This is a genomic window from Nitrospirillum pindoramense, assembly GCF_007827955.1.
In the GTDB taxonomy this organism is placed as follows: Bacteria; Pseudomonadota; Alphaproteobacteria; order Azospirillales; family Azospirillaceae; genus Nitrospirillum; species Nitrospirillum amazonense_B.
Map to the genome: position 1 here is coordinate 85,587 of NZ_VITR01000001.1, position 19,858 is coordinate 105,444.

The window sequence follows — 19,858 nt, forward strand, 5'->3', positions numbered from 1 at the left end:
CACCTTGACGAGGCGGAGGCGGGGAGGCCGGTCGGGACGGACCTTGCCGCGATGCCCCCTTTTCCACCCCTCGCGCCTTTGCGGCGTTGATCCAGGTCAACGGCCGTTGCCGCCCCCTGGCGGTGGAGTCCGGTTTCAGGCGGTCCAGGTGTCCGCTAACGGACACTGTCCGCAATCGGACGGAAGGGAAATGAGGTTAAGATACAGATAAATAAAGAACATTGTGTCTGGCATACCCCTTGCCAACGGGAAGGGTGCGGCGTCCCATCGGGAACGGGACGCTGGCGGGCCGCCTCGGGGGCAGGCCCTGGTCGACTGATAAGGAAGTGGGGTTGATGATGGTCCGCAACGACATCCTGATGGGCATGCCGCAAGCCGCTGACGCCCGGCCATTGATCGAGCGGGTCGAAGATGCGCTGCTGTCGGTCAATCCGGACCTGTGGCTGGTCAGCGCCTTGCTGGTGGTCGCCATCCGCTGCCTGGGGGGCTTGTGATGAGCGCGCCGGGGTCCCCCAGCTTGGACGGCACCGGTCCCCATATCGTCAAGTCCACCCTGGTGCCGGGCGTGAGCGGGGGCATGGGGGCCGGCATGGACCGCCGGGTGGAACGGCCCACGGGCTGGAAGGGCTGGGTGCATCGGGCCCGGACGGACAAGCGCGCCTGGGCCGCCGGCGTGGCGCTGCTGGCCCTGGCCGGCGGGGCCGCCGTGCTGACCCAGACCCAGGGCGGCCAGACGGTGCGCGTGGCGGAATCCCGCCTGACGGTGGCCACCGTGGCCCAAGGCACGTTCGAGGACTTCATCCCCGTGCGCGGCGCGGTGGAGCCGTTGAACAGCGTCTATCTCGACAGCATCGAGGGCGGCCGGGTGGAGAAGAAGCTGGTGGAGGTGGGCCAGAAGGTGAAGGCCGGCCAGCCGCTGGTGGAGCTGTCCAACACCCAGCTGCAGCTGGACATCATCTCGCGCGAGGCGCAGGTGATGGAACAGATCAACCGCCTGCACGATACCGAGCTGCAGCTGGAAACCAACCGCATCAGCAACCAGCGTGAGTTGGCGGAGTGCGACTACAATGTGTCCTGGCTGTCCAAGGACCTGGAGCGCAAGACGGCGCTGATCAAGACGGGTGCGTCCTCGCAACGCGATATCGACATCATCCGCGACCAGATCAAATGGTATGAGCGCCGGCGCGAGCTGACGCTGGAAACCATGCGCACCACCGACAAGATGCGCGCCAGCCAATACACCGAGATGCAGGACAGCACCCGCCGGCTGGAGGAGAACCTGGCCATGGCGCGCAAAAACCTGGACAGCCTGGTGGTGCGGGCGCCGGTGGATGGTCAGATCACCGTGCTGGACGTGGAAATCGGCCAGACCAAGCAGAAGGGCGAACGCCTGGGCCGCATCGACCGCGACGACGGTTTTAAGGTGCAGGCGCAGATGGACGAATTCTACCTGTCGCGCCTGGAATTAGGCCAGACGGCGGAGGCCGCAATCGGCACCGGGGAGTACAAACTGAAGGTCGCCAAGATCTACCCGCAGGTCCGCGATGGCCAGTTCCAGGTGGACCTGGAATTCCTGGGCGCCGCGCCGCAGGATATCCGCAGCGGCCAGACCCTGCAGATGCGCCTGAAGCTGGGGGCGGCGGCCACCGCCCTGCTGATCCCCAACGGCGGTTTCTACCAGGACACGGGCGGCGACTGGATCTTCGTGGTGCGGCCCGACGGGACCTATGCCGACAAGCGACGCGTGCACCTGGGCCGCCGCAACGCCCAGATGATCGAGGTGCGCGACGGGCTGTCGGCGGGGGACAGGGTGATCGTCTCGTCCTACGGCGATCTCGCCCACATGGATCGTATCGAGTTAAATTGATCCGATACCGAAATGATGACCGGATTTGGTGCTATAAGACGGGGTGGCAAGAATGCTGAAGCTAGTCGACCTGACCAAGGTTTACCGCACGGAAGAGGTGGAGACCACGGCCCTGAACCAGGTGAACATCCACATCAAGCAGGGTGAGTTCGTGGCCATCATGGGCCCCTCGGGCTGCGGCAAGTCCTCGCTGCTGAACATCGTGGGCATGCTGGACAACCCCAGCAGCGGCCAATACTGGTTCGGGGATGAGGATGTGGCGGGCTATGGCGAGCGTAAGCTGGCCGACATCCGCAAGAAGAACATCGGCTTCATCTTCCAGAGCTTCAACCTGATCGATGAGCTGACGGTGTTCGAGAATGTGGAGCTGGCGCTGCTCTACCACGACATCCCTTCGCGGGAGCGGAAGGAACGGGTCAAGGAGGCGCTGGCCAAGGTCAGCATCGCCCATCGCTCCAGCCATTTGCCGCAGCAATTGTCCGGCGGGCAGCAGCAGCGCGTGGCCATCGCCCGCGCCGTCGTCTCGCGCCCCCGCATGCTGCTGGCGGACGAACCCACGGGCAACCTGGACAGCGCCAACGGTGAGGAGGTCATGAACATGCTGACCGACCTGAATGGCGAGGGCACGACCATCGTCATGGTCACCCACTCCATGCCGCACGCCCAGTACGCCCGGCGCATCATCAATCTGTTCGATGGCCAGGTGGTGGCGGAAAACCTGCGCGCCGCCTGACGCTCAGCATCCGTTTGTCCCGCCCGAGCTCTGCTGCCGCCCTTCGCCGGAAAGGGGGAATGTCACCCCATGTTCGCCAACTACCTGACCGTGGCGCTGCGCATGCTGGTCAAACACCGGCTCTATTCCGCCATCACGGTGGCCGGGCTGGCGCTGGGCCTGACGGCGGCCATCCTGATCGGCCTGTTCGTCCATAACGAACTGACCTACGACCGCGACGTCACCGACGCCGACCGCATCCAGCAGGTTCTGGTCACGGCGACGCTGCCCGGCCGCGCGCCGGAGGATGGGGCGGCACTGCCCATGCCGGTGGGGCCGGCGCTGCGGCAGGCCTTCCCCCAGGTGGCGGACATGACCCGCGTCGCGGCCCAGACCTCCACGGTGAAGCGGGCCGCCGCTGACCAGGACGGCGCACTGTTCAGCGAGCAGGCGGCCGTGGCGGATGCCAGTTTCTTCCACCTGTTCGATTGGCCCTTTCTGGCCGGTGACCGGGCCACGGCCCTGGACGATCCCAATTCGGTGGTGCTGACGGCCAAGACCTCCGCCAAGTATTTCGGCGATGCCGATCCGCTGGGCCGCACGCTGTCGGTGGACGGCCATCTGCTGCGCGTGACCGGTGTGGTGCGCGACCTGCCGGCGAACACCCAGTTCGCCTTCGCCCTGCTGATCCCCATGGACAGCCAGGCCAACCAGATCCCCGACTATCTGCGCCAGCACTGGGGCGGCCTGATGACCATGACCTTCCTGAAGCTGAAGCCGGGGGCCGGCGCCGACGCCGTCCAGGCTGGCCTGCCCGCCTTCGGCGCCGCCATACCGCCCATTCGCAGCAACACGGGCGAGTTTCGCGTGGGCGACGTCTTCAAGTTCTTCCTGGTGCCGTTGAGCGACGCCCACCTGCGTCCCGTGCGCGGCACCATGGTGGACGGGATCAGCCCGGTGGAAATCGCCATCTTCACGGCCGTCGCCGTGCTGGTGCTGGTCATCGCCTGCATCAACTTCATGAACCTGGCGACGGCGCGCGCCTCCCTGAGGGCGCGCGAGGTGGCCTTGCGCAAGGTGGTGGGCGCCAGCCGTGGCCAGATCATGGCCCAGTTCCTGGGCGAATCCATCCTGCTGACCACGCTGGCCCTGATCCTGGCCGTGGCGCTGGTGGAGGTGCTGCTGCCGTCCTTCACCGCCTTCCTGGGCAAGCCGTCGCTGGCCTTCAATTATCTGCGGGACGCGCGCGTCATCGGCTGCCTGGCAGCCCTGGTGCTGGTGGTGGGCGGCGCCGGCGGGGTGTACCCGGCGGTCTTCCTGTCCGCCTTCCAGCCGGGCCCAGTGTTGAAGGGCAACAGCGGCGGCACCGGCGCCGGCGGCCGCCTGCGCGTCGTCCTGGTGGTGGTGCAGTTCGCCATTTCCATCGGCCTGATGGTGGCGACGGGCGTGGTCTATCGCCAGCTGGCCTACGCGCAGGGCCGGGCCCTGGGCTTCAACAAGGAAAACGTGGTCGTCCTGACCGACCTGTATGGCCCGGATCTGCGAAAGGCGGAGACGCTGCGCGACGCCCTGCGCCAGGATCCGCGCATCGTCGCGGCGTCCCTGGCCCAGTCCTATCCCGGCAGCGGCACGGAAAACAACATGGGCGCGCACCGCCCCGGCACGATGATGGATGACGCGGCGGTGCTGCGCCAGGACGCGGTGGATGGCGACTATTTCGCCGCCCTGGGGGTGCCGCTGCTGGCCGGTCGCGTGTTCGACCGGCGATCCGTCGCCGCCGACACGCTGCCCCCGGCCGACCCCGCGCATCCGGAAAAGACGCGGCACGGCGGCCTGGTCCTGAACCGGGCCGCGGTTAAGCGCCTGGGCTTCGCCTCGCCCGAGGCGGCGGTGGGCCAGCCGCTGACGTTGCCCAGCAACCTGGGCAGTGCCGGCATAGAGATGACGGTGGTGGGTGTGGTGGAGGACTTTCACCAGGCCAGCGTCCACACCGCCGTGGCGCCGCAGATGTTTTTGGTGGCGCCGCAAAGCTACAGCCAGCTTCTCATCCGGGTGAAGGCGGGCGAGATGCCCGGCGCCCTGGACCTGATCGACCGCACCTGGCGGCAGATGATTCCGGACCGGCCGGTGCCCCGGCTGTTCCTGGATGCCCAACTGCAAAGCGTCTATGAGCGCGAGATCAAGATCGGGCAACTGTTCGCCGCCTTCTCAGGGCTCGCCATCGTTATCGCCGCCCTGGGCTTGTTCGGCCTCGCCTCCTTCACGGCCGAGCGGCGGACCAAGGAGATCGGGCTGCGCAAGGTGCTGGGCGCCGGCGTGGCCGACATTGTGCGCCTGCTGGTCTGGCAGTTCAGCAAGCCCGTGCTGGTGGCCAACCTGATCGCCTGGCCCATCGCCTGGATCGCCATGCGGCATTGGCTGGAGGGCTTCGCCGACCGTGTTTCGCTCAATCCCCTGCTGTTCGTGGCGTCCGGCCTGTCGGCCCTGATGGTCGCCTGGGCCACGGTGGGGCTGCACGCCGCCCGGGTGGCGGCTACCAAGCCCGTCGTCGCCCTGCGCTATGAGTAAGGAGTCCCGGTCATGAAGATGTTGGGCAATTTCCTGCGGGTGGCGGTGCGCATCCTGGTGCGTGACCGGATGTACACCGTGCTGAACGTGGCGGGCCTGGCCATCGGCATCGCCGCCGCCAGCATGCTGGGCCTCTATGTCTGGCATGAAACGCATTACGATGGCTTCTTCAGCAAGGCCGACCGCATCTACCGCGTGGACAAGACGGAGTTCATGCCCGGCCGGGAGCCCGTCACCTATTCGTCCACGCCGAAGCCCCTGGCCCCCCTGCTGCCGCAGGACTTTCCGGAGATCGAAACCAGCGTCCGCGTGCATGACGAGCCGGTGGTGGTCGCCCGCGACGGCAGCCCGTTCCGGGAGCATATGCAGGTGGTGGACCCCGATTTCTTCCGCCTCTTCGACCTGCCCTTCATCGCCGGCGATCCGGCCACGGCGCTGGCCGCACCCGGCACGGTCGTCCTGACGGAAAGCCTGGCGCGCAAGTATTTCAACGGCGTGGACGTGCTGGGCCGCAGCCTCACCCTGACCAATGGCATCAGCCTGACGGTCAGCGGCGTCATCCGCGATTTGCCGACCAACACCCATCTGCGCCGCGACGCCATGCTGACCAACATCCGGACCCGGCTGGGCGAGAATGTCGATGGCTGGTTCGCCCGCATGGACACGGTGTGGAACAGCAACTTCCTCCAGACCTATATCCTGGTGAAGCCGGGCACGGACCCGGTGGCGCTGACGGCGCGTTTCCCCGCCTTCCTGTCGGCACGCGACCCCAACTATCTCTCGACCGGCACCAATAAGCCCTCCAAGGCCCTGGTTCTGACCGGCCTTACCCACATCCACACCGATCCGACCGGGGTTCCCGCGAACCTGCTGGGGGTGCTGCATGGCCTGGAGGCCGTGGCCGCCGTGGTGCTGGGCATCGCCGTCGTGAACTTCGTCAACCTGTCGACCTCGCGTTCCTCCTTGCGGGTGCGCGAGGTGGCGGTGCGCAAGGCGCTGGGCGCGCCGCGCAGCATGCTGGTCGGCCAGTTCATGGTGGAATCGGTGCTGCTGACCCTGGTGGCGGCGGTGCTGGCCTATGTCCTGCTGGAGGTGGCCATGCCCGCCTCCGTCGCCGCGCTGGGCATCCGCTTCGACCGCGCCTATCTCTACAGCCCTTGGCTTCTGCTGGCCGAGTTGCTGGGCGTCGTGGCGGTGGGCGGCGTGGCCGGCCTGTACCCCGCCCTGGTCCTGTCACGGCCCACGGCGTCCGTGCTGCTGCGGGGCGGGCCGACGGCGGCCGGCGGCGCGGGCGTGCGCGCCCTGCTGGTGGTGGCGCAGTTCAGCGCGGCCATCCTGCTGGCCATCGCCACCATCGTCATCTTCCAGCAGACCCGCTATGTCAGCAGCCAGCAACTGGGCTTTAACGCCGATGGCGTGCTGTTGCTGCGCGAACTGCATCAGCCCGAAGCGCGCGCTCATATCGAAAGCTTCCGCCAGGCGCTGCTGCGCATTCCGGGGGTGGCGCAGGCGGGCGCCGCCTTCCACGCTCCCAGCGACGGATCGGACAGCACCGATAATTACCATGTGCCGGGCACGCTGGATGACGGCACCATCGTCTTCCGCAGCGAGTATATCGGCCACGACTATCTGCAGGCCATGGGCGTGCGCTTGCTGGCCGGCCGCCTGTTCGACCGGGCCGCCACCGCCGATGCTCTGCGGCCGCCGGGATCGACGGTGGGTGAGGGGGGCGTGACCGTCCGCGCCTCCGATCCGCCCGGCCGCACCGCCGTCCTGTCCTGGCGGGCGGCCCAGCGCCTGGGCTTCCACACGGCGGAGGAGGCCGTGGGTCGCCAGGTCATCTACGATGTCGACTATCCCCTGACCATCATCGGCGTGGTGGATGATGTGCAGTTCAACAGCGCCCGCGTGGCCCTGCAGCCCACGGCCTTCCTGCTGGATGAAAGCGGGCTGGACGTCATGGCCGTGCGCCTGACGCCCGCCGCCGACGCCGCGACGTTGGCCGCCATCGACCGGCTGTGGCGGGACAGCTTCCCCACCATCCCCGTGAACCGGGAATTCCTGGACGACCATGTGCGGGACGCCTACGCCGCCGAACTGCGCCAGGGCACGCTGCTGGCGGGCTTCACCGGCCTGGCCATCCTGATCGCCTGCCTGGGTTTGTTCGGCCTCGCGGCCTTCACCGCCCAGCGGCGGACCAAGGAGATCGGGCTGCGCAAGGTGCTGGGCGCCGGCGTGCCCGACATCATGCGCCTGCTGGTCTGGCAGTTCAGCAAGCCGGTCATGGTGGCCAACCTGATCGCCTGGCCCCTGGCCTGGCTGGGGCTCAGCCACTGGCTGCAGGGCTACGCCTACCGCATCGCGCTGAACCCGCTGGTCTTCGCGCTGGCCGGCCTGGCCGCCCTGCTGATCGCCTGGGTGACGGTGGCGGGCCACGCCGCGCGCGTGGCGGCGGCCAAGCCGGTCGACGCGCTGCGGTACGAGTGACCATCCGGACAGAGGGGGAGGGGGCGCCGATGCTGATGAACTATCTGCGGGTCGCGGTGCGCGTGCTGGTGCGTCAGCGGCTCTACACCGCCCTCAACATCGCGGGCTTGGCCTTGGGCATCGCGACGGCCGCCATGATCGGCCTCTTCGTCTGGCATGAGATGCACTATGACGGCTTCTTCGCCCATGCCGATCGCATTTACCGCATGGTGCGCACCTATCGCACCCCCAGCGGCGTGCCGACCACGGTGGCGGCGCAGGCAAAGCCCCTGGGGCCGGCCCTCGCCCGCGACTTCCCGGAGATGGAGGCCGTGGTGCGGGTCAGCGGCCACACCGTGGCGGTGCGGCGGGACGGCGGCGTCTTCGGCGCGCGCGTCACCGTGGCCGATGCGGACTATTTCCGGCTTTTCGATTGGCCCTTCCTGGCGGGCGATCCCGCCACGGCCATCCGCACCCCCGGCACGGTGGTGCTGACCGAGACGGCGGCGCGCAAGTATTTCGGCACCATCGACGCCGTGGGCCGGGTGCTCACGCTGACCTCGGGCGCCGATCTGACGGTCACCGGGGTCATCCGCGACCTGCCCTCCAATACGGTCTTCCGTCTGGAGATGGTGACCAACATCGCCACCCGGTTCAACGATGGCTGGGATGCCGTATTCGCCACCGCTGATGAGGAGTGGACCCACAGCTTTCTCCGCACCTATGTCCTGCTGAAGCCAGGGGTGGATCCGGCGGCCGTGACCGCACGGCTGCCGGATTTCCTTCTGGCGCGCATGAAGGACTACCTGAACCCGACGACCGGCAAGCCCGATATTACCCAGGCCCTGCAGCCCCTGACCCGCATTCATGTGGAGACCATCAGCGACGACGGCGTGCCCATGCCGGTGCTGATGACGTTCGTGGGCATCGCCCTCCTGGTGCTGGGCATCGCCATGGTGAACTTCGTGAACCTGTCGACCGCCCGTTCCTCCCTGCGGGCGCGGGAGGTGGCGATCCGCAAGACCATGGGCGGCCGGCGCGGAGCGTTGTTGGCGCAGTTCCTGGCGGAATCGCTGCTGCTGTCGTTCCTATCCGGAATTGTGGCGCTGGTCCTGCTGGAATTGGTCATGCCCCGGTTCCTGCGCGTTCTGGGCCTGCACATGGATCATCACTTCCTGTCCGGCTGGTGGATGGCGGCGGCCCTGATTCCCTTGGCGGCGCTGGTGGGATTACTGGCGGGCCTGTACCCGGCCCTGGTGCTGTCCCGTCCCCGGCCGGGTGACCTGCTGAGGGGGGGCAGAAGCGGCCCCGGTGGCGGCCGCCTGCGCGCCGCGCTGGTGGTCATCCAGTTCGCCGCCGCCATCGTGCTGGTGATCTCCACCGTCATCATGGTGCAGCAGACCTCCTTCGCCAGCAGCCAGCGCCTGGGCTTCCTGCCGGAAAACGTGCTGCTGCTGCGGGGGTTGGACAATCCGCAGGGCCATGCGCACCAGGATGCCTTGCGTCAGGCCCTGCTGCGCATTCCTGGCGTCGTACAGGCTGGTGCCACCATGGCGCCGCCGTCCGATGGGTCCGACTGGTTCTCCACCTTCCACCTGCCCGATACGCCGAAGGAGGGGGCCATGCGCCTGCGGACCGAGGGCGTGGGCATGGGCTATATGGAAACCATGGGCGTCCACTTGCTGGCCGGCCGCTTGTTCGATCCTGCCCATCCTGTCGACACCATCATCGACCGGGGCCAGCCGCCGGAGGACCCGGCTGCCCCCCTGGGCGGCAGCATCGTCCTGTCGGCGCTGACGGTCTCCCGCCTGGGGATGGGCACACCGGAACAGGCGCTGGGCAAAACCTTGATGATGGGGGAACGCACCGGCTTCACGATCATCGGCGTGGTTGACGATGTGCAGTTCAGCACCGCCCGCGAGGTGCTGGAGCCCACGGTCTACGTCATCTATCCCGCCCAGGTTGAGGCCATGGCGGTGCGGTTGGCTGCGGGCGGCGGTGCTGCCACCCTGTCCGCCATCGATGACACCTGGCGCCATCTGTTCCCCGACCTGCCGCTCAAGCGGGAGTTCATGGACGACAACATCCGCGCCGCCTACGCCGGCGAACACCAGCAATCGGTGTTGCTGGCGACATTCGCCGGCTTGGCCATCCTGATCGCCTGCCTGGGGCTGTTCGGCCTGGCGGCCTTCACGGCCGAGCGGCGGACCAAGGAGATCGGCTTGCGCAAGGTGCTGGGCGCCACCATCCCGCAGATCGTCCGCCTGCTGGTCTGGCAATTCAGCCGGCCGGTGATGGCGGCGGCGCTGATCGCCTGGCCGGTGGCCTGGGTGCTGGCGTCGCGCTGGCTGGGGGGCTTCGTCTATCGCATCCAGATGGACCCGCTGGTCTTCGCGCTGGCCGGTCTCGCCGCCCTGCTGATCGCCTGGGTCACGGTGGCGGGCCACGCCGCACGGGTGGCGGCGGCCAAGCCGGTCGACGCGCTGCGGTACGAGTGACCATTCGGACAGAGGGGAAGGGGGCGCCGATGCTGATGTACCACCTGCGGCTCGCGGTGCGCGTGCTGGTGCGCCAACGACTCTATACCGTCCTCAACATCGCGGGCTTGGCCTTGGGCATTGCCACGGCGGCCATGATCGGCCTCTTCGTCTGGCATGAGATGCACTTCGACGGCTTTTACAGCAATGCCGCCCGCGTTTTCCGCGTACTCCCCACCCAGTACCTGCCCGGCCATGAGCCCAGCCGCATGACGGTGACGGCCAAGCCCCTGGGCCCCGTCCTCGCGGCGGACCTGCCGGAGGTGGAAGCCATGGTGCGGGTGGCGCGCCATGCCGTGGTGTTGCGCGACAAGGGCACGCCGGTGGAGGACCGCATCGCGCTGGTGGATGCGCCCTTCTTCCGCCTGTTCGACTTTCCCTTCCTGGCGGGCGACCCGGCCACGGCCTTGGCCGGACCGGGCACCGTGGTCCTGACGGAGGGCCAGGCCCGCCGCTATTTCGGCACGACGGAGGTTTTGGGCCGGACCCTGACCCTGACGTCCGGCGCCGGGTTGGTGGTGACGGGCGTGGTGCGGGACCTGCCGTCCAACACCCTGTTCAGCCGCGACACGCCCACCCAGATTTGGACCAACATCGCCACCAAGTTCCAGGACGGTTGGGACCCCTTGTTCGCCGCCAAGGATACCCGGTGGCGGGATGAGTTCCTGCAAACCTTCGTGATGCTGCGGCCGGGCGTTGACCCGGCGACCCTGGCGCCGCGCTTCCCGGCCCTGCTGGCGGCCCACCGCGAAGGCATGGAGACTGTGGCCCCGGGCCTGGTGGAAACCCTGGAATTGCAGCCGCTGACGGCCATGCACATCGAGCCGATGGAGGGCAGGGGCGTTTCCCCCACCACATTGGCCGGGTTCGTGGGCATCGCCGGCCTGGTGCTGGCCATCGCCGTCGTCAATTTCGTGAACCTGTCGACCGCCCGCTCCTCATTGCGGGCGCGCGAGGTCGCCATCCGCAAGACCTTGGGCGGCCAGCGCGGTCAGCTCGTGGCGCAGTTCCTGCTGGAATCGATGCTGCTGGCCCTGGTGGCCGGCCTGTTGGGGCTGGTGCTGGTGGAACTGGCCATGCCGCGTTTCCTGCGCCTTCTGAACCTGCGGCTGGATGCGGGTTTCCTGTCCAGCGCCTGGCTTTTCGCGGCCATTTCACCGCTGGTGCTGGTTGTCGGTCTGGTGGGCGGCCTCTACCCCGCTTATGACCTGTCGCGGCCCCGGCCCACCGACCTGCTTCGGGCCAGCCGGGCGAGCGGCGGCGGGCGGATGCGCGCCGCCCTGGTCATGCTGCAGTTCACGGTGGCCATCGTATTGGGGATCGCCACCGTCGTCATCGGCCAGCAGACCCGCTATGCCAGTACGCAGAACCTTGGCTTCCGGGCGGAGGGGGCGGTGGTGCTGCGCGGATTGGACCGACCGGCGGGGCTGGTCGGCATCGATGCCCTGCGCGACGTGCTGCGGCGCGTCCCTGGCGTCGCCGCCGTCGGCGCCGCCGCCAATGTGCCCAGCGACCGCAGCGAATGGACCAACAACTACCGCCTGCCGGAGGCGCCGGCCGGCGCACCCGACCTGCTGATCCGGACCGAGCCGGTGGACGCGGACTATCTGCAGGCCCTGGGCGTGCCCCTGCGGGCGGGACGCCTGTTCGACCCGGCGCGACCGGGCGACATCACCAGCCATGCCGCCCTGCGGGCGGGTACCGGAGGCGTCACCATTCCCGTCGTGCTGTCGGGCACGGCGGTGCGGCGCCTGGGCTTGGCCACACCGGAACAGGCGGTGGGGCGGACGGTGATGTATGGCGGCGGCACCGCGCTGACCATCATCGGCGTGGTCGACGACGTGCAGTTCGGCAGCGCCCATTCCGGTTTCGAGCCCACGATTTACCTGGCCATGCATGACGACCGCTCCGTCCTGCTGGTGCGCCTGTCGCCCACGGCCGATGGCGCCACCCTGGCCGCCATCGATGACACCTGGCGCCGGCTGTTCCCGGATCTGCCGCTGACGCGTGAATTCCTGGATGACCACATCCGCCAGGTCTACGCGGACGAGGCGCGGCAGGGGGATCTTCTGGCCCTGTTCTCCGGCCTCGCCATCCTGATCGCCTGCCTGGGCCTGTTCGGTTTGGCGGCGTTCATGGCGGAACGGCGCACCAAGGAGATCGGCTTGCGCAAGGTGCTGGGCGCCGGCGTGGCCGACATCGTGCGCCTGCTGGTCTGGCAATTCAGCAAGCCGGTGCTGGTGGCCAACCTGGTTGCCTGGCCTGTCGCCTGGGTCCTGATGGGCCGCTGGCTAGGGGGCTTTGTCTATCGCATCCAGATGGACCCGCTGGTCTTCGCGCTGGCCAGCCTTGGGGCCTTGCTGATCGCCTGGATCACGGTGGCGGGCCACGCCGCGCGGGTGGCGGTGGCCAAGCCGGTGCAGGCGTTACGTTATGAGTGATCCCCCGGTACTAGCGCCAGTGCGACACCGTGCCGTTTGACGTCTTCGGGGACCCGTCACTCTATCGCCTTGAATCCTGATCAAGGACAGTGGCGTCGCATGCTCCCGGCCCTCATCTCGATGATACTGCTTGGCGCCGTCCTCCTGGCGGCCCCGGCTCAGGCGCAGGACCGCCGGGCGGTCAGTGAGCCCAGCCTCCCGGTACAGCTTTGCGCCACCCTATCCCCGTCCCCGGCCTCGGCGGAAGGCCGCTGGCCGGAGGAGACCCAGCGCCTGCAATCTGCGATCAACCACTGTCCCTCCGGCGGTGCCGTTCGCCTGGTTGCCGATGCCCAGGGCGGGCGTTTCCTCAGCGGACCACTCACCATGAAGTCCGGTGTCACGCTGTGGATCGATCGCGGCGCCATTCTCAGCGCCGTTCCGGACCCACGCGCTTACGATACCGGGGCGCGGCTTTGCGGTTCCGTCGCGGCGAAAGGGAGTGGCTGCCTGCCCTTCATCAGCTTCAAGGGGACGACCGGCGGCGGCATCGTCGGCGATGGCGAGATTGACGGCCAGGGGGGTGCGGTCATGGTCGGCCATGATGAGACGTGGTGGCAGATCGCCCGGCGCGCCGACCGGGAGGGCGGCAAGCAGAACAATCCCCGCTTGATCCAGGCGGATCACGCCCGTGACCTGACCTTCTATCGCATCACCTTGCGTAACGCGGCCAATTTTCACGTTATGCTCGATGAGGTCGAGGGCGCGACCTTCTGGGGCGTGAAGATCGACACGCCCGCCGACGCGCGCAACACCGACGGCATTGATCCCAGCGCGTCGCAGGATATCACCATCGTCCACAGCTATATCCGCGCCGGCGACGACAATATCGCGATCAAGGCCGGCAAGGGTGCCACCCGCCATGTCTCGATCCTGGACGACCATTTCTATTGGGGCCACGGCCTGTCGATCGGCAGTGAGACCAATGCGGGGGTCAGCGACATCCTGGTCAGCGCCGTGACGCTCGACGGGACCGCCTCGGGCCTCCGCATCAAGAGCGATGTCAGCCGGGGCGGCCTGGTCACCCGGGTGCGCTATGAGGATGTGTGCCTGCGCGACAATCAGAAGCCGATTGATTTCGACACCCGTTACGATGCCAGCGCCTGGGGCCTGTCGATCCCCGTCTATGAGGCGATCAGCCTGCACGACGTGACGGGGGCGGATGGCACGCTGATCCTGCGGGGCCATGACGGTGACCATCCCCTCACGGTCCAGTTTGACGGGGTGCGGTTTGGGCAGGGCGCGACCTGGCAGGTCGAAAATGTGGAGCTGTCCGCCGGGCCGGGCGGGGTCTCACCCACGCCGCCCGGCCTTACTCTGACACCGGCGGCGGGCCCGCCGCCCGACTGCGGGGGGCGCTGGGCGCCCTTTCCGGAATGAGCGCCATGCCGGGGCGGCCCTTGCCCCTGGGGGGCGCACGGTGCCAGCCTGCTTCCCTCGCACACACGGAAGGGGATGGGTCATGGGCATGGCGGTGACAGGCGCGGATGTCGAGGCGGCGGCGAACCTGCTGGCGGGCAAGGCGGTGATGACGCCGCTGCTTACCAACGCAGCCCTGGACGCGGCGGTGGGCGCCCGGGTTCTGCTGAAGCCCGAGGTGCTGCAGCGCACCGGCTCCTTCAAGTTCCGCGGCGCCTATAACCGCCTGGGCCGCCTGACGGCCGAGGAAAGGGCGCGGGGCGTCGTCGCCTGGTCCTCCGGCAACCATGCCCAAGGCGTGGCGGAGGCCGCGCGGCTGGTGGGCACCAAGGCCACCATCGTCATGCCGGCCGACGCGCCCGCCATCAAGGTGGCCGGCACGCGCGCCCTGGGGGCCGAGATCGTCTTCTACGATCGCTATACCGAGGATCGCGAGGTCATCGGGCGGGAGCTGAGCGCCCGCACCGGGGCTGTGCTGGTCCCCTCCTATGACGATGTCCACATCATCGCCGGCCAGGGCACGGTGGGGCTGGAGATCGGGCACCAGGCGGCGGCCCTGGGCCTGACGGTGGACGCCTGCCTGGTGAATTGCAGCGGCGGTGGCTTGGCCACCGGCACCGCCCTGGGCCTGAAGCAAACCTTCCCCGGCGCCCGCGTGCATACGGCGGAGCCGGAAGGCTTCGACGACATGGCGCGGTCGCTGGCGGCCGGGGCACGGCTGGCCAACGCGCCGGGGGGCAAGTCCTCCTGCGATGCCTTGCTGTCCCCCATTCCGGGCACCATCACCTTCCCCTTGGCCCAGGTCCTGCTGGGCCCCGGCCTGGTGGTGATGGAGGCGGAGGTGCGCGCCGCCATGCGGTTCGCGGCGGCGAACCTGAAGCTGGTGGTGGAGCCGGGCGGGGCGGTGGCGCTGGCGGCCCTGCTGTCCGGCAAGGTGGATGCCGCCGGGCGGACCATCGCCGTGGTGCTGTCGGGGGGCAACGTTGATCCGGCGTTCTACGCCGACGTGCTGAAGGAAGCGGCCTAAGGGTGAAGGCCGGCCGCACGGAATGCGGCCGGCCGCCAATCCAGCCTATTTCGGCTGCGGAACGATGCGCAGGTAGGGCCTGGGCGCTGTCCACCCGTCCGGAAACTTGGCCTTGGCGGCCTCATCCGACACCGACAGGGCGATGATGACGTCGTCGCCTGCCTGCCAGTCGGCCGGGGTGGCCACGCTGTGACGGTCGGTCAGTTGCAGGCTGTCGATCACCCGCAGGATTTCGTGGAAGTTGCGGCCCGTGGTCTGCGGATAGGTCAGCAGCAGGCGCACCTTCTTCTTCGGGTCGATGACGAAGACGGTTCGGACGGTGTGCGTCTCGTCATGGTTGGGATGGATCATGTCGTAGAGCGCCGCCACCGCGCGGTCCGGGTCGGCGATCAGGGGGAAGTTCAGGGCGGCACCCTGCGTCTCCTCGATGTCCCGGGCCCAGTCGCGGTGGCGGCCCACCGGGTCCACCGACAGGCCGATGGGCTTAACGCCGCGCTTGTCGAATTCCGGCTTCAGCCGGGCGACGGCCCCCAGTTCGGTGGTGCAGACCGGCGTGAAGTCGCGCGGATGGGAGAACAGCACGGCCCAGCCGTCGCCGATCCAGTCATGGAAACGGATGGGGCCTTCCGACGTGTCGGCCTGGAAGTCGGGGGCGATGTCGCCCAGTCGCAGGGTCATGGCGTATCCTCCGGGGTGGTGCCGGCGGGGTTGGCAGCGCCGGCGATGATGCGCTATCGAAAAGGCCCGGCGCTCCCGCGCCGGATAGGCAGAGAGGGTGGATGGCATGGAACTCGAGGATCGGTTGGCGGTGAAGCTGCTGGCCCAGGCCCAGGCCCTGCTGGGCAAGGCGATGAACGAGACGCTGTGCACACACCCCGACCGCCGCCTGGTGCGCGCGCTGGTGACGGACGCCCAGGCGATGATCGCCGAGTTCGGTGACACGTATTTTGAGGAAAGGGCCGGGGCCCCCGCCGGGGATCAGGCCGCTTCGGGCTGACCCGGGCTGGTGGGGCCTTCCCAGCTGCGCCAGATTTGGCCGCGGCTGTCGCGGGTGCGGCGCTGGTCGGCCAATGCCGCCTCCAGGCTGCTCACCGCCCGCTCCACGGCCCGCACGCTGCGGAACCGCTGCCCGTCCAGGGCCTGGAACAGGGTGTGCGAGGCGAAGAACTGCACGTCCCGGCCGTCCTGCACGGCCAGCCCCGCCGTGTGGCGGGCGGTCTCGATGATGACCGCGGCGGGCGCGGGCGCCCGGACGATGTCCTGGTTTTGAAGTCGCTGGCTCATGGTGAGCTCCCTCTACACCCCCGCCATTACGGGGGTGTGAAAACAACACGATGGTTTTGTGGCTCGGGGCCCCGGGGCCCGGAACGGTGCGGCTGGGCCCGGCGGGACGCGTGTGGCGCGTCCGGCGGGGCATCAACAGCGGCAATCCATGCGCATGAGGCGACAGCGTCCACCCGGGGCCGCCAGGGCGGCGCCGGGCAGGGGAATGACGGGCGTGGAAACTCGGGACGGATACGCGTGTGGGAAAGTGCTGGTCATTGCCTGGTCCTTCACGTTCCGGAGAACCACGAAGGGGCTTCGTGGCGCTTTAGCGGTTGGTGACGCGGCGCAAGCTGCTCCGTCAAATGGCCGCGGGCCGGTTGGCCGGGCCCCACACCGATAAGGGAACGAACGGGCGGTTGTTCCTGGCGGGTCGTGGGGCCCGGCGCTGGCCGGAAAGGACGCTGGGGGCGCCCCTTCCTTGATGCCAAGGCTGTCATCCGCCGATTTCCATGTCAATAAAGATTACAATGACGAATTTTTAATGTTGAATTGAGGGGCGGACGATAGTGGTGCGAATTGGTCATTTTCGGCGGGCATTCGACGCGGCGTGAAGGGTGCTTCGGCCGGGTGGCCGCGTCCGTGACGCCTGTCACCTGGAAGAGCGCCCATCCGGGGGCGCGACAATTCAACATATTGCCATGTTAAATTTGTGCACATCCCGCACGCATGCGTGGGCATTGACAGGCGCGCGTCGCCGTTGATCCTATGCCGGCCGGGGTATCGCCACCCGCCTTTAACATGTCGGCGACATTGGAATTGGAAAGGGAGCGCCCATGCGTCGTGCCTATTCGTCCCTGCTGACGGCCCTGCCGCTGATCGGCGCGCTGCTGGCGGCCCCGACCCACGCGGAGGCCCAGGCCGCCCAGCCGGTCATCCACATCGGCTACATCCCCGTGCTGGGGGCGGCCCCCGCCTACATCATCAGCCAGGAGGGCTGGGACAGGCAGGCGGGGTTCGAGCTGAAGCTGACGCAATTCGACAGCGGCCCCAACATGATCCTGGGCCTGGCGTCCGGCACGCTGGAGGCCTACATGGGCGGCATCGGCCCCCTGATGGTCGCCGGCTCCCAGGGCATCGCGGTCAAGGTCGTCGCCTCCACCGCGGTGGAGGAACTGGTGGTGGCCGGTGGGCCGGAGCTGTCGGCCGAGGCGGCCAAGGGCGGCACGAAGGCGGAGGCGATTTCGCGCCTGGCCGCCAAGCTGGGCCGGCCGGTGAAGATCGCGACCCAGCCCGTGGGCTCCATCCCCGACACGGTGCTGAAGTACTGGTTGCAGGAGGATGAGCACGTCGACCCGGCCAAGGTGCAGATCGTGGCCATGGGCATCGACGCCACCCAGCAGGCCCTGTTGGCCGGCGCCGTGGACGCGGCCACCGTGCGTGAGCCGGCCCTGACCATCATCCAGGACCGTCAGCCGGCGGTGAAGGTGCTGGCCTATGGCAAGGACATGATCAAGGACCAGCCGGGCACCGTGCTGGGCGTCACCGCCGCCCTGGCCAAGGAGCATCCGGACCAGGTGCAGAAGCTGGTGGAACTGGTGGACAGGGCCGTCACCCTGATCGCCCAGGATCCGGCGCGCGCGGCGGCCGACGTGGAAAAGGTGCTGGGCCGTGGCATCGTGGACGTGAAGACCATGCAGCGGGCCCTGACGTCCCCCGCCTCGCAGTTCGTGGTCGACCCCCGCCGCATCGTGGAAAAGACCAAGACCTTGCAGGACTTCCAGGTGAAGACCGGCGTCTTGAAGAAGGCGGAGCCGCTGGATACGCTGTTCGACGCCAGCTACTACGAAAAACTCCATAAGTGAGCGTCGTCGTTTGACCCCTCCCGCATCGCAGAACGGCCCCGGGGCGGAAACACCCGCCCCGGGCAAGCGCATTCCGCCGTCCGCCTTCCTGGCCAAGCCGTCCCGGCGGCATCGCGGCCTGTGGGCGCTGCTGGGCGTGATCGCCTTCCTGGCGGTGTGGGAGGCGGTGCCTCGCCTGGGCCTGGTGCGCCCCGTCCTGCTGCCGCCGCCCAGCGCCATTCCGCAGGCCTTTGTAGCGGAGGTGCGCAGCGGCCAGTGGACCGACGCCATCGTCCACAGCCTGGTGCATTACTTTTGGGGCCTGCTCATCGGCTCGGTCACCGGCATTGCCGCCGGCGTGCTGACCGGCATGTCCCGGCGGCTGGAGGATTTCACCAGCTGGGTGGTGCGCCTGCTGCGGCCCATCCCCGGCCTGGCGTGGGTCCCCTTCGCCATCATCTGGTTCGGCGTCACCCCCACGGCGGCCACCTTCATCATCGTGCTGGGTGTCTTCTGGATCAATTACTTCGCGGCACTGGGCGCCGTGCAGGCGGTGGACCGGGACCTGCTGGAACTGGCCGACGCCTTCGGCCATCGCTCCGCCCTGGCCAAGCTGGTCAAGATCGTGCTGCCGGCGGCCTCCGGCACCATCCTGGCGGGCCTGCGCACCGGCCTGGGCCAGGCCTGGATGTCGGTGGTGGCGGCGGAACTGTTCGGCGTGCCGGGCCTGGGCCAGCGCATGATGCAGGCCAGTTCCCTGCTGGCGACCGATATCGTCATCGTCTACATGGCCACCATGGCCCTGTTCTACGGCCTAGTCGACATGGGTTTCGTCGCGGTGCGCGACCGCCTGATGCGGTGGAAGGCTTAAGATGGCGGAGACGACCCACATGATCGAGATCCGCGATCTCAGCCTGGCCTTCCCCAACCCCGCGTCGCCCGATGGCCGTACTGTGGTGCTGCGCGACTTCAACCTGTCGGTCGCGCCGGGGGAGTTCATCGCCATCGTCGGCGCGTCGGGGGTGGGTAAGTCCACGCTGCTGCGCGTGGTGGCCGGCCTGGTTCCACCCAACAGCGGCACGATGGTTCATGCCCAAAGCGGCGACCTCAGGGGCCGCCGCCCCTACGGCCTGGTGTTCCAGGACGCCCGTCTGCTGCCCTGGCGTACCGTGCGCGCCAACGTCGCCTTCGGCCTGGAAGGGCTGGGCCTGTCCCGCGCCGAACGCCGCCGGCGGGCGGAGGAGGCGCTGGCCCTGGTGGGCCTGGCCGACAAGGCCGGCCGCTGGCCGCACCAGCTATCGGGCGGGCAGCGCCAGCGCGTGGCCATCGCCCGCGCCCTGGCGGTCGATCCCGACCTGCTGATGATGGACGAGCCCTTCGGTGCCCTGGACGCCATCACCCGCCAGTCCCTGCAGGACGAACTGCTGGATCTGTGGCGGCGCACGTCCAAGACCATCCTGTTCGTGACCCACGACATCGATGAGGCCGTCTACCTGGCCGACCGCGTCATCCTGCTGGCCGGATCGCCCGCCACCGTGCGGTCGGAGGATCGCATCGCCACACCCCGTCCCCGCGCCCGCGACGACAGCGCCGCCCGTGCGCTCGTCACCCGCATCCGCGATCGCCTGTCCGATCTGATGGACGGCGGGGGGATTTGAATACTATCTTCAAGATA

Annotated in this window: 15 protein-coding genes; 13 read left to right on the forward strand and 2 right to left on the reverse strand. The window is 68.4% G+C overall.

Annotation, left to right across the window (positions count from 1 at the left end):
• Positions 1–335 precede the first annotated feature (335 nt).
• From FBZ90_RS27670 to FBZ90_RS00420, 9 genes are all read left to right on the forward strand, one after another.
• A complete protein-coding gene (locus FBZ90_RS27670) occupies positions 336–494 on the forward strand; it encodes a hypothetical protein (RefSeq protein WP_186455520.1) in 159 nt (52 codons plus the stop codon).
• The gene (locus FBZ90_RS00385; protein ID WP_145728921.1) at positions 494–1,867 is read left to right on the forward strand and encodes an efflux RND transporter periplasmic adaptor subunit; all 1,374 of its coding nucleotides are present in this window, start codon (positions 494–496) and stop codon (positions 1,865–1,867) included. Before FBZ90_RS27670 ends, FBZ90_RS00385 begins: the two co-directional genes overlap by 1 nt.
• 52 nt (positions 1,868–1,919) lie before the next feature.
• Entirely contained in the window at positions 1,920–2,600 is a 681-nt protein-coding gene (locus FBZ90_RS00390) for an ABC transporter ATP-binding protein (protein WP_186455521.1), read from the forward strand.
• A gap of 69 nt (positions 2,601–2,669) precedes the next feature.
• The gene (locus tag FBZ90_RS00395; RefSeq protein WP_145728925.1) at positions 2,670–5,147 is read left to right on the forward strand and encodes an ABC transporter permease; all 2,478 of its coding nucleotides are present in this window, start codon (positions 2,670–2,672) and stop codon (positions 5,145–5,147) included.
• Between the two features lie 12 nt (positions 5,148–5,159).
• Positions 5,160–7,634, forward strand: a complete 2,475-nt coding sequence (locus FBZ90_RS00400) for an ABC transporter permease (protein ID WP_145728927.1) — start codon at positions 5,160–5,162, stop codon at positions 7,632–7,634.
• Between the two features lie 29 nt (positions 7,635–7,663).
• Entirely contained in the window at positions 7,664–10,111 is a 2,448-nt protein-coding gene (locus FBZ90_RS00405) for an ABC transporter permease (protein WP_145728930.1), read from the forward strand.
• 29 nt (positions 10,112–10,140) lie between these two features.
• Complete coding sequence (locus FBZ90_RS00410; protein ID WP_145728932.1) at positions 10,141–12,591, forward strand: ABC transporter permease; 2,451 nt, start codon at positions 10,141–10,143, stop codon at positions 12,589–12,591.
• A gap of 99 nt (positions 12,592–12,690) precedes the next feature.
• Positions 12,691–14,010 carry a glycoside hydrolase family 28 protein gene (locus FBZ90_RS00415; RefSeq protein ID WP_145728934.1) on the forward strand — a complete coding sequence of 440 codons (1,320 nt, stop codon included), beginning with the start codon at positions 12,691–12,693 and terminating at the stop codon, positions 14,008–14,010.
• 88 nt (positions 14,011–14,098) lie between these two features.
• The gene (locus FBZ90_RS00420) at positions 14,099–15,076 is read left to right on the forward strand and encodes a threonine ammonia-lyase (protein WP_246130077.1); all 978 of its coding nucleotides are present in this window, start codon (positions 14,099–14,101) and stop codon (positions 15,074–15,076) included.
• Positions 15,077–15,121: 45 nt separating this feature from the next.
• On the opposite strand, the gene FBZ90_RS00425 is transcribed toward FBZ90_RS00420, so the two are convergent.
• Positions 15,122–15,754, reverse strand: coding sequence for a peroxiredoxin (locus tag FBZ90_RS00425; RefSeq protein WP_145728938.1), 633 nt, complete (start codon positions 15,752–15,754; stop codon positions 15,122–15,124).
• Between the two features lie 106 nt (positions 15,755–15,860).
• Here FBZ90_RS00425 and FBZ90_RS00430 point away from each other — a divergent pair, with 106 nt between their 5' ends.
• Complete coding sequence (locus FBZ90_RS00430; RefSeq protein ID WP_145728940.1) at positions 15,861–16,073, forward strand: hypothetical protein; 213 nt, start codon at positions 15,861–15,863, stop codon at positions 16,071–16,073.
• Here the strand turns inward: FBZ90_RS00430 and FBZ90_RS27675 are convergent.
• Entirely contained in the window at positions 16,055–16,360 is a 306-nt protein-coding gene (locus FBZ90_RS27675) for a hypothetical protein (protein ID WP_186455522.1), read from the reverse strand. The two genes, FBZ90_RS00430 and FBZ90_RS27675, sit on opposite strands and share 19 nt — an antisense overlap.
• 815 nt (positions 16,361–17,175) lie before the next feature.
• Between FBZ90_RS27675 and FBZ90_RS00440 the strand changes: the two genes are divergently transcribed.
• The 3 genes from FBZ90_RS00440 to FBZ90_RS00450 are packed head-to-tail and all read left to right on the forward strand — an operon-like array spanning position 17,176 to position 19,841.
• Entirely contained in the window at positions 17,176–18,204 is a 1,029-nt protein-coding gene (locus FBZ90_RS00440) for an ABC transporter substrate-binding protein (protein WP_145728942.1), read from the forward strand.
• A gap of 10 nt (positions 18,205–18,214) precedes the next feature.
• On the forward strand, positions 18,215–19,054 hold the full coding sequence (locus tag FBZ90_RS00445) for an ABC transporter permease (RefSeq protein WP_420872578.1): 840 nt from the start codon (positions 18,215–18,217) through the stop codon (positions 19,052–19,054).
• 1 nt (position 19,055) lies between these two features.
• A complete protein-coding gene (locus FBZ90_RS00450; protein ID WP_145728944.1) occupies positions 19,056–19,841 on the forward strand; it encodes an ABC transporter ATP-binding protein in 786 nt (261 codons plus the stop codon).
• The last annotated feature ends 17 nt before the right edge of the window (positions 19,842–19,858 follow it).

What these genes read in the sequence shown, in the direction of transcription:
- FBZ90_RS00400 (WP_145728927.1), top strand. Translation starts at nt 5,160, where the DNA reads ATGAAGATGTTGGGCAATTTCCTGCGGGTGGCGGTGCGCATCCTGGTG.
- FBZ90_RS00395 (WP_145728925.1), top strand. Translation starts at nt 2,670, where the DNA reads ATGTTCGCCAACTACCTGACCGTGGCGCTGCGCATGCTGGTCAAACAC.
- FBZ90_RS00425 (WP_145728938.1), bottom strand. Translation starts at nt 15,754, where the DNA reads ATGACCCTGCGACTGGGCGACATCGCCCCCGACTTCCAGGCCGACACG.
- FBZ90_RS27670 (WP_186455520.1), top strand. Translation starts at nt 336, where the DNA reads ATGATGGTCCGCAACGACATCCTGATGGGCATGCCGCAAGCCGCTGAC.
- FBZ90_RS00440 (WP_145728942.1), top strand. Translation starts at nt 17,176, where the DNA reads ATGCGTCGTGCCTATTCGTCCCTGCTGACGGCCCTGCCGCTGATCGGC.
- FBZ90_RS00410 (WP_145728932.1), top strand. Translation starts at nt 10,141, where the DNA reads ATGCTGATGTACCACCTGCGGCTCGCGGTGCGCGTGCTGGTGCGCCAA.
- FBZ90_RS00385 (WP_145728921.1), top strand. Translation starts at nt 494, where the DNA reads ATGAGCGCGCCGGGGTCCCCCAGCTTGGACGGCACCGGTCCCCATATC.
- FBZ90_RS00430 (WP_145728940.1), top strand. Translation starts at nt 15,861, where the DNA reads ATGGAACTCGAGGATCGGTTGGCGGTGAAGCTGCTGGCCCAGGCCCAG.
- FBZ90_RS27675 (WP_186455522.1), bottom strand. Translation starts at nt 16,360, where the DNA reads ATGAGCCAGCGACTTCAAAACCAGGACATCGTCCGGGCGCCCGCGCCC.
- FBZ90_RS00405 (WP_145728930.1), top strand. Translation starts at nt 7,664, where the DNA reads ATGCTGATGAACTATCTGCGGGTCGCGGTGCGCGTGCTGGTGCGTCAG.
- FBZ90_RS00390 (WP_186455521.1), top strand. Translation starts at nt 1,920, where the DNA reads ATGCTGAAGCTAGTCGACCTGACCAAGGTTTACCGCACGGAAGAGGTG.
- FBZ90_RS00415 (WP_145728934.1), top strand. Translation starts at nt 12,691, where the DNA reads ATGCTCCCGGCCCTCATCTCGATGATACTGCTTGGCGCCGTCCTCCTG.
- FBZ90_RS00420 (WP_246130077.1), top strand. Translation starts at nt 14,099, where the DNA reads ATGGCGGTGACAGGCGCGGATGTCGAGGCGGCGGCGAACCTGCTGGCG.
- FBZ90_RS00450 (WP_145728944.1), top strand. Translation starts at nt 19,056, where the DNA reads ATGGCGGAGACGACCCACATGATCGAGATCCGCGATCTCAGCCTGGCC.